We start from the raw sequence: 9,756 nt of genomic DNA, 5'->3' as shown, positions 1-9,756 counted from the left end.
TTGCTTTATAGCTGAGTCTAGCTAAGAGGCACTAACAGCCTGCTCACTTGCTGTCACCGCGGTCAGACTTCGTTCTTGATACTGTTTATGTCAAAGGAAAAGCTGACTTGCCATCACACCATGTTGTCGATCAACCATGGAAACACTCATACCTGACTTAAAACTTTGCTGAGTAATGGCCATTTTTTTTGTGGGGAACGTCATTTTCTGCATTCAGGACCTAATATCTCGAATATGTTATATTTTTTTTAAGTTGCGACAGATTAAATAATTACAAAAAATTCATACATATCACTCATTATATACCCACTATCATTAAAGCATAGATAATACATATTATTATGTGTATATCCCCATGAACTATAGTGATAATTTAAGTTTTTATTCTGTGATGGTTGGGGATTAATAGTATGATGTGTGGTCATTTTATGATGTAAAAATTGGTGAGTGTAAGATAAAAAGCAAATCACATATAAAATATGTTAGATAATATTTCATTTTTACTCGTTTGGTGGGTTTGAAATAAAATCTTGATAATTAATAGTTATTTTTCATTTTTTCAGATTTTTGCTTTTTTGTTAACGCTTAAAAGGCGTAAGTCCTGATTGTTTTTCATTTATTTATTACATATTAATATAAAGTATTAATAAATATTAATTTCAGGTTAAAATTTTGTTTTTTGTTTGCTTGTTGAATTATAACACTATGGTCATGTTATCAAATTGTGACTGTTTAAAATTTAAACAAATGAGTTTTATTTTTTAATTGCATGATATTTAAGTGAATTTTTTGATTATTAAAAACTGTAACATTTAAATATTTAAGTAAATGTGCGAGGAGTGGGAGTTTGCTTTTAAAAGTTCACTCTTTATAATTGTACCCGTTCAGCTAAGTCCGTTACGGATATTATATATGTTTATTTAATTACTAATTTTAAATTGGTAATTATTTTCATTTATTGGAAAGATTACTAATATGAATTTTGAAGAAAATAGAATTAATAGTCAGTGCGACAATCAGGATAATCAAGTTTCAACTTACTGTGGGACTGTTATTAAAAAGATTAGAAGAGAGTGTGGAATGACTGGCGCTGAACTGGCAAAGAAATTAAATGTTTCGCAGCAACAGATGTCTCGATATGAGCGAGGTATTAATAAAATCTCAGTGGATATGTTATTTAATTTATCAATAGCATTGAATGTTCCATTTGAGAAAGTAATTAAACATGTTTTACTTGAGATGGAAAAATCAAATTCTGATGACGTATCAATGTTGAAAAAATTGATAGCGGCTTCTGATACTGTCTACTTTTATTAATTATAGTAGAAGAAATATTTTGTAGTAATAGAAATAAATCAAGTTGTTTATTTATAATTTATTGAGGAATATATGAAAAAATTATTTTTATTAGCACTAGTTTCTAGTGCTATGAGCACCTCTGTATTTGCTGCAGATATGGGTCACGGAAAAGTGAATTTTAAAGGTTCCATTATTGATGCACCGTGCTCTATTTCACCAGATTCAATTGATCAAACTGTTGAACTTGGACAAATATCAAATATGGCGTTAGTGGATGGTGGTAAATCTAGTCCACGTAGTTTTGATATTGCTTTAGAAAACTGCGATATAACTGCATTAGAAAAAGGTGTTCAATTAACATTTAGTGGTGCTGCAGCTTCATTTGATAATACGAATAAAACGTTAGGTATCGTTGGTACTGGTTCAGGTGCTGGGGTACAAATTACGAATGGTAGTGGGAATATTATTACGTTAGGTACACCAACACCATTCCAAAATATTCAAGATGGCAATAATACTCTGCGTTTTTCTGCGTATTTAATGGGTAATGGCGGTGATATTAAAACGATTACCGCAGGTGAATTTAGCTCCGTAGCTGACTTTACGTTGTCATACGAATAATTGTTGTTTAGTAGCCAGCAAAAAAAGGACATTTTGCTGGTTTATTTCAAAGGGAAGCCTGCGTAGAAGAGGAAGCAATGAAATATTTAACGCTCAGTAAACTGCTTTCATTGAGTCTCAGTATCTGTGCCCTCATCGATATTTCCCCTGCCAATGCGTTAGGCTCAGTAAAGATGAATGGCAGTATCATTGAAACGGCCTGCGCTATTGATGTAGGGAGTCGTGATCAGACTATTAATATGGGCAGCCTCTCTCTCAGTGATATTCGTCGAGATGGACAAGGACCTACACATTCGTTTGTTATTAAGTTAGTTAATTGCGTTCTTGAACGTCAAAACCCAAATAAACCTAATTGGCAATACTTTAGAGTCACCTTTGATGGTGCACATCAACGCGGATTATTTAGTGTGAATGGACAAGCCAAAGGTGTCGGATTGCAAATTCAGCGCAATGACGACGGAGCAATTATTGTTCCAGGACAGGCTCTGTCTGCTCAAACATTAACACAGGGCTCCCATGATTTAGCTTATGAATTAAAGTTGGTGGCTAATCATGCTCCATTAGTTTCAGGACAGTATTACAGCCAATTACGCTTTAAATTGGATTATGAATAATCCATTAATTGATTTTAGATGCCGAAATCCACACTTGGTTTTGCATGAAAATTAAAAGCTAAATGATTTTATTAATAAAAAAAGAAATAAGAAGGTCGAGATGATGGCCCTAGGTTATATTCATATGCCGTTGTTACGGATAAGCCGTCCTCGGTTGATGGGACTGCTTGTTGCTGTGTCCTTAAGTTGTAACAGCTATGCTGAGCAGATTGAATTTAATACGGATATTTTGGATGTTAATGACCGCGCAAATATTGATTTAGCCCAGTTTTCACGTCCGGGCTTTTTAATGCCGGGTGAATATCGTTTTTCTATTTTTATAAATAAACATCAATTACCGGAACAAACCGTATTTTATTACGTCCCCGACGGCCAGCCAGATGAGAGCGTTGCCTGTTTAAGCCCTGTGTTAGTTGAGCAACTAGCGCTTAAACCTGATTTATTGCCAACATTAAAATGGTGGCATGATGGTCAGTGTTTATCACTCGATAGCTTACCGGGTACGGAAGTTAAAGGGGATTTAGCCGCTTCTGCTTTGTATATCAGTTTACCCCAAGCCTATTTGGAGTATACAGCCGAAAACTGGGATCCGCCTGCTCGTTGGGAGGATGGATTACCCGGCGCCCTTTTTGATTATAACCTCAATGCTCAGGTTGGTCAGCAAACTCGGGGCGGACAACGAACAAATGCTAATGTTAGCGGCAATGGTGTTGCCGGTGTGAACTTAGGTGTGTGGCGTATGCGGGCGGATTGGCAACTACGTTTAGACAAGCAGCAAGGTCAAGGTACTTCCCGTTCATTAGATTGGACGCGGTATTATGTCTATCGTGCAATTAAATCTCTCGGAGCAAAACTCACCTTAGGTGAAGATTATTTAGCTTCCGATATTTTTGACAGCTTTCGATTTACGGGGCTGAGTTTGATCACTGACATCAATATGTTACCGCCCAATCTACGGGGATATGCTCCCGAAATAACGGGGGTAGCCAAAAGTAATGCTACCGTTATCGTGAGTCAGCAAGGCCGTATTATTTATCAAACGCAAGTTGCTGCAGGTCCTTTTCGTATTCAAGACTTAAATGATGCACTATCCGGTGAGATTAATGTTGAAGTTAAAGAACAAGATGGAACGATTCAAACGTTTACAGTGAATACAGCCAGTGTTCCTTACCTCACTCGCCCTGGGCAATTGCGTTATAAGCTTGCCGCTGGACGCCCAACTGATTGGCGCCACCAAGTGAGTGGTGAAACATTTGCGAGCGGTGAGTTTTCGTGGGGAGTGAATAACGGCTGGTCATTGTATGGTGGCGGTGTTGCTGCGGAGAATTACGCTTCTGCAGCGGTCGGTATCGGTCGAGATCTAATGATGTTTGGCGCGTTGTCTTTTGATATCACCCATGCGCGTTCACGGTTAAAAGGGTTAACTGAAGTCGGCGATAAAACGTATCACGGTAATTCATATCGTTTGAGCTATTCAAAACGATTTGATGCCTACAATAGCCAAGTGACATTTGCGGGATATCGCTTTGCTGAACAAGGTTTTATGAGTATGTCTGAGTACTTAAATGCGCAGTCTACGGGGGTCCGCCAGTATAGCAGTAAGGAAATGTATACGGTTTCCTATAACCAACAATTTCCGGAGTTGGGGCTCAGTGCTTATATAAATTATTACCATCAAACCTACTGGGATCAGCCTGATAATGACCGTTATAGTCTGTCTTTAGCGCGCTATTTTGATATCGGTAAATGGAAAAATCTAAGTGTTAACTTGACGGCTTATCGAAATCGGTATCGGCAGACTAATGATGATGGCGCCTACCTTTCCCTTTCATTGCCTTGGGGAGAGAGTGGTTCGCTTAGCATGAACAGCAGTTGGGATGAGCGTGATAACTCTCAACGAGTTAGTTATTACGACCGATTAGATGAACGTACTAATTACCAATTAAGTACCGGATGGTCTCGTTCTGGTGGGTTAGTGAGTGGTTATTACACGCATCAAGCGGATTTAGCTCAAATCAATGCAAATGCCACTTATCAGCAAGATAGATATCGTTCTGCTGGCTTATCACTTCAAGGTGGTTTTACGGCGATTAAGCAAGGTGTGGTGATGCATCGTGGTAATCAGCTTGGGGGGACTCGAATTTTTGTTGATACGGATGGGGTTCCTGATATCCCATTACGAGGTTATGGCTCAACCATCCGAACAAACTATTTTGGTCAGGCGGTATTAACAGACGTGAACAGTTATTACCGTAATCAAGTCAGTGTCGATTTAAATACATTACCTGAAGATGCTCAGGTATCACAATCGGTTAAGCAAGGTACTTTAACAGAAGGTGCTATTGGCTACCGCCAGTTCGATGTTGTGGCTGGGCACAGTGCAATGGCCTTATTGCGTTTATCTGATAATAGTGTTCCCCCATTTGGGGCACAAGTTTTCAATGTGAAAGGTCAACAAGTGGGAATGGTAGGGGATGATGGGAGTACGTATTTAACGGGGCTCAACCCTAACGATAAGTTACAAGTTCGTTGGGATGATAAAGCACAATGTGAAATCACCTTACCTAAAATATTGCCGAAGAGCGACACATTGTTAACGAATTGGTTATTACCGTGCCATGCGACTGACATCTTACCTCTTGAGCAGACTGAGACGGTTGTTGAATCGGATGCGGTAAGTTTACCGTCATTCTCTACGCCTCATTCATTAACTTCTGGGGCATCGGATAAGCCAGATTTGGTCAGCTCAAAGAGCTGGTTAAGAAAATAAAAATGACATGATTGAAGAGGTTTATCTCTTCTTCATACTAAGGTAAAAGAATATGTTACAGAGCAATAAAATTAATAAAAGAAATCATCATCCTATTGCCACTTTTTTGGTTGGAGCGGTGTTGATATCTACGACACTGTCTTCCGCACAAGCTGCAGTCGCTTTAGATCGCACTCGTGCAATTATGACGGGTGAAGATAAATCCATTAGCTTAAATATCAGTAATGAAAATAAGCAATTACCTTATTTAGCACAAGGTTGGATTGAAAATGCCCAAGGTGAAAAAATCACGGAGCCCTTTACAGTATTACCTCCCGTTCAGCGTGTTGAGCCTGGCGCTAAAAGCCAAGTAAAAATCCAAGCACTGCCGAGTGTCGCGTCACTGCCGCAAGACAGGGAGTCCGTTTATTATTTCAATTTACGTGAAATCCCACCTAAGAGTGATAAACCCAACACACTTCAGTTGGCGTTACAAACGCGAATTAAGTTGTTTTATCGCCCAAAAGCGATTATTCCAACTCGCCAACAGATGGAAAATCCATGGCAAGAAAAAATCACACTTACTCGTCAAGGTGATCAATACAGTGTAGAGAATCCAACGCCATATTTTGTAACGCTTGTTGATGCCGCTTCAGTGAAAGACGGAAAAACGGTCTCGGGATTTGAACCGTTGATGGTTGCACCTAAAAGCAGTTTGCTGATGGGGGGGAGTGCAAAAGCCTTAGGAAGTCAGCCTGTGCTTACTTATATCAATGACTATGGTGGGCGACCAACGTTGACATTTACTTGTCAAGATAATCGCTGTCATGTGGTATCAGATAAACAGTAACTTCAAACAAGATGACGTTAAAGCAGATTTCAACGCAGGAGAGCATCATGAAAGAAGCCAATAAGATACCTCATTATATGATGGCGTACGGTTTAGGATTGTGCTTATTCAGTAGCACAGCGCTCAGTACTGAACTTGACAAAGTGGATAACTGGGATGTCGATGGGGCTAATGGCACATTGTATGTACACGGGGCTTTAACGGAAAGTGCTTGCCGATTAGCGATGTCCTCCGCATATCAAACGATTGAACTGGGGACATTAGGCACGGGGCAATTACAGAAAGTCGGTCAAACAGGTACTCCTGTCGCGGTACAACTGCGTTTAGAAGATTGTTTAAGTGGTGAAAGTCGTAATCGTAATAAACTCGGCAACTTATTGTGGAGTCCTGATATGCCTGCGATGAAAATTCGTTTTTTGGCTGCGGCAGACAATCAAAACCCACAATTAGCGGCCGTTACGGGGGCGAAAGGAATTGCATTACAATTGAGTAATGCTTCTTATCATCCTCTTGCAATAGGGCAATATAGTACTCCTGAGCTTGTTTCTCCGGGACAGAATCAATTGACTTATTATGTTACCCCGATCCGCACTACAGCAGGTTTAAGTTCGGGAGCTTATCAGGCAATTATTCGCTTTCAGGTAAGTTATGATTAGGAGTCAACGATGTTATTGATACAGCATGTGACCGTAGGAATTAAAGGCCTTATTGTGTTCAGCGTTCTTTTTTTTAGCACGCTATTGTTTGGAAGTTTATTCTATGTCGTACATGCCGATACCGCAAATCTGAATTTAACGTTGACCATTACGATGCCCCCACAGTGTACGTTTAGTAGTGGCAGTTCAATACAAATTGTGCGTTTTGAAGAGGTACAACAAGGATTAATTGATGGGGTGAGTTATAAGCGAACCCCCATTGATACGGGATTATCTTGCAGTGCATTAGAAAAAAATGCGTTGAACATGGCGTTGTCATGGGATCCAGTAACCTTTAATGGTGTTTCTGCTATCAGCACAAACCGAACAAATTTGGGTATTGCCATTTATCGGGATTCGACTCGCTTAAGTAACGGAGCGTCAATTAACTTTACTTACGGTAATCCGCCGAACTTGTATGCGGTACCGATAAAACCTAGCGGTATGATGCTCAGTGATGCGGGATCTTTCACTGGCACAATGACCGTGACGTTAAATTATCAATAAACGCGGGACTATTTCATGAATAATACTCTCTTTGTTAGGTATTTTATCGGCCTACTTTGTTTATTGAGTCCGGTATTATCACGAGCATTGGATGTCTATTTTACAGGAACGCTGGTTGTCACGCCGCCAGAATGTACCGTGAATAGTGGTACGGTGGCAGATGTCAATTTTGGCGATATCCATGAAACACTAATTGACAATAGTAGTTATAAACGCACACGTATTGATTACACCTTAAATTGTACGAATGTCTATAGCAATGCATTAAAAATGACGGTTAGTTGGAGCCCGATTACCCTCAATGGACAAAATGTCATTCGTACTGGTCGGACGAATCTCGGGATAGCGGTTTATCAGGATTCGACTAGATTAAGTAATGGTGATGTTGTGAATTTCACTTATGGTAGCAATCAGCCTGCGCTTTATGCGGTGCCAGTAAAACCATCGGGAACGGTATTAACTGATGGCGGAAATTTTAATGGGACATTAACTTTTGTGGTGGATTACCGTTAAGGAGAACAAGATGAAATTTATTCACCGACAACAAGTGGCACTCGGCTTTTTTTGTGTAATAAACTCTCCATTTACATGGGGGTTAGGGGCAAATCTTTATGGTAATTTAATTGTGACGCCACCTGAATGTATTCTAAATAACAATAATCAAGCGACGATTCATTTTGGTGATATTTTATTAACGCGCATTGACGGTAATAACTACTTACAAACATTGCCATTGAGTCTATCGTGTACAGGATTAGCAAAAAATAATCTGACATTGACCTTAGAAGGCGACCCTACATTGTTTAATAGCAATGGCGCATTAAAAACAAGTAATGATAAATTAGGCGTTATTTTTTATGTTGATAATATCCGGCAAGCAATTAATCAGCCGGTGAATATTAATTATACCTCTTTGCCTTCTTTAAAAGCCGCGCCGATTAAAAATATGACGGCGGGCTTTAATGATACAGATGGTGGTAGTTTTACTGCGTTGGCAACATTAAAGGTGAACTATCAATGAAAAAATTACTGATAAGCACAAGTCAACGTTATTGTTATTTATGCAGTTTAGGGGGGCTATTCATTATGATGTCCTCAGTGGTGGAAGCCAATTGGGTTTTTGATGGTACGCTAGTACTGCCCCCCGCGTGTGAATTAGGACAAACAAATCCTATACGCGTTTCTTTTGGAAAGGTGGGGGTGCGTAAAGTGGATGGGAATCTATTTAAACAAGACATTCCGTATCAATTGAATTGTCAAGGTGACTTAAATCAACCATGGAATGTGACATTGACGTTCAGTGGAACTCTGGCGGGTACGGGATTTGATAATGCGACATTACGAACAAGTAGCCCGATGAATAACGGAAAATTAGGCATTCAAATTCAAAAGGACGGGATACCGTTAGAGCTGAATAAGGCGTTTGCCATTGATAGTTCAAATCCACCGAGATTATCGGCGGTGCCGGTTAAGCGTGCTGGAACGGAACTGGTTGGTGATAATTTTTCTGCGACCGGGACATTGACCATCGATTTTCAATGACACGATAAAAGGAAATGAAAAAAATGCAAATACCATTACATCAATTATGGCCTTTAGTCTTGTCATTAAGTTTATTGGCTGTGCCGCTTTGCGCGCAGTCGGAAACAGTACAATTTGATGGAACGTTGGTTGAGGACGCTTGCGAAGTATATCCTGGCGATGAAAATATCGAATTAGATTTTGGCACTATTGTAGATAAATATTTGTATTTGAATACTCGAACACACAGTCAGCCATTTACAATTCGGTTAATTAATTGCGATTTAGTGCTGGGGAAAGAAGTTCAAGTGACCTTTATGGGGACTGAAAGTGCGGCTTTACCGGGGTTGTTAGCGCTTAATGCTGGGAGTCAAGCGAATGGAATCGCTATTGGCTTGGAGACTGAAAATGGCACACCAATTTTATTAAATAAACCCAAAAACTATATTCAGCAATTGCATATGGGGAATGGTAATAAGCTTAATCTGAAAGCTTATGTACAAGGTGAGCCGAATGCCTTATATACTAAAACAGTAGGGCGAGGCGCCTTTGAGGCAACAACAACCTTTATGTTGGAATATGAATAAAACGAATAGGTATGAAACCAAAATTATTTATAGTTTCTTATCCATTTTTTATATTGCTAATGAATTAATGTTTCTTTGGTATATATTTTTAATTTTCTAAGTTAGATAAATAATCTTAACAATGTGAAATGAAAAATTTAATAATGATTTTTAATCATATAAGGAAAAAATCACTAAAACTTATGAAGTTTAAACTTTTGAATCAATATTTTGACTGTTATGAATTAATTGGAATTGCTAGATAAATTGCTATCTATAAAAAATTACATTTAATATGGAGGCTGTAATATGAAGAATGTTTATATTAAATTAT

11 protein-coding genes and 1 pseudogene are annotated in these 9,756 nt (G+C 39.0%); 11 read left to right on the top strand and 1 reads right to left on the bottom strand.

The window, feature by feature from the left end:
- Nucleotides 1-24: 24 nt before the first annotated feature.
- Nucleotides 25-236: pseudogene (locus tag ACU696_RS21095) on the bottom strand (transposase); the annotation flags it as partial.
- 739 nt (nucleotides 237-975) lie between these two features.
- Between ACU696_RS21095 and ACU696_RS21090 the strand changes: the two are divergent.
- From ACU696_RS21090 to ACU696_RS21040, 11 genes are all read left to right on the top strand, one after another.
- A complete protein-coding gene (locus ACU696_RS21090; protein ID WP_209102838.1) occupies nucleotides 976-1,317 on the top strand; it encodes a helix-turn-helix domain-containing protein in 342 nt (113 codons plus the stop codon).
- Between the two features lie 72 nt (nucleotides 1,318-1,389).
- Entirely contained in the window at nucleotides 1,390-1,920 is a 531-nt protein-coding gene (locus ACU696_RS21085; protein ID WP_209102836.1) for a fimbrial protein, read from the top strand.
- 77 nt (nucleotides 1,921-1,997) lie between these two features.
- Nucleotides 1,998-2,534: a fimbrial protein gene (locus ACU696_RS21080; protein WP_198642033.1), complete on the top strand. Its 537-nt coding sequence runs from the start codon at nucleotides 1,998-2,000 to the stop codon at nucleotides 2,532-2,534.
- 100 nt (nucleotides 2,535-2,634) lie between these two features.
- Nucleotides 2,635-5,304 carry an outer membrane usher protein gene (locus ACU696_RS21075; RefSeq protein WP_198642032.1) on the top strand — a complete coding sequence of 890 codons (2,670 nt, stop codon included), beginning with the start codon at nucleotides 2,635-2,637 and terminating at the stop codon, nucleotides 5,302-5,304.
- A gap of 52 nt (nucleotides 5,305-5,356) precedes the next feature.
- Nucleotides 5,357-6,133: a fimbria/pilus periplasmic chaperone gene (locus ACU696_RS21070; RefSeq protein ID WP_166685615.1), complete on the top strand. Its 777-nt coding sequence runs from the start codon at nucleotides 5,357-5,359 to the stop codon at nucleotides 6,131-6,133.
- A gap of 47 nt (nucleotides 6,134-6,180) precedes the next feature.
- The gene (locus ACU696_RS21065) at nucleotides 6,181-6,789 is read left to right on the top strand and encodes a fimbrial protein (protein WP_014657446.1); all 609 of its coding nucleotides are present in this window, start codon (nucleotides 6,181-6,183) and stop codon (nucleotides 6,787-6,789) included.
- A 9-nt stretch (nucleotides 6,790-6,798) separates the two neighbouring features.
- Entirely contained in the window at nucleotides 6,799-7,335 is a 537-nt protein-coding gene (locus tag ACU696_RS21060; protein WP_110592985.1) for a fimbrial protein, read from the top strand.
- Nucleotides 7,336-7,350: 15 nt separating this feature from the next.
- Nucleotides 7,351-7,848 (top strand): fimbrial protein, encoded by a 498-nt coding sequence (locus ACU696_RS21055; protein ID WP_166685613.1) that lies wholly within the window; start codon nucleotides 7,351-7,353, stop codon nucleotides 7,846-7,848.
- A 10-nt stretch (nucleotides 7,849-7,858) separates the two neighbouring features.
- Nucleotides 7,859-8,356, top strand: coding sequence for a fimbrial protein (locus ACU696_RS21050; RefSeq protein ID WP_209102834.1), 498 nt, complete (start codon nucleotides 7,859-7,861; stop codon nucleotides 8,354-8,356).
- Complete coding sequence (locus ACU696_RS21045; protein WP_110592988.1) at nucleotides 8,353-8,877, top strand: fimbrial protein; 525 nt, start codon at nucleotides 8,353-8,355, stop codon at nucleotides 8,875-8,877. Before ACU696_RS21050 ends, ACU696_RS21045 begins: the two co-directional genes overlap by 4 nt.
- Before the next feature lie 23 nt (nucleotides 8,878-8,900).
- Nucleotides 8,901-9,443 carry a fimbrial protein gene (locus ACU696_RS21040; protein ID WP_166685611.1) on the top strand — a complete coding sequence of 181 codons (543 nt, stop codon included), beginning with the start codon at nucleotides 8,901-8,903 and terminating at the stop codon, nucleotides 9,441-9,443.
- Nucleotides 9,444-9,756 lie beyond the last annotated feature (313 nt).

This window comes from Providencia sp. PROV_01 (genome assembly GCF_053098325.1).
Note: the sequence above shows the minus strand (reverse complement) of the source record. Positions and strands in the feature narration are given on the sequence as shown.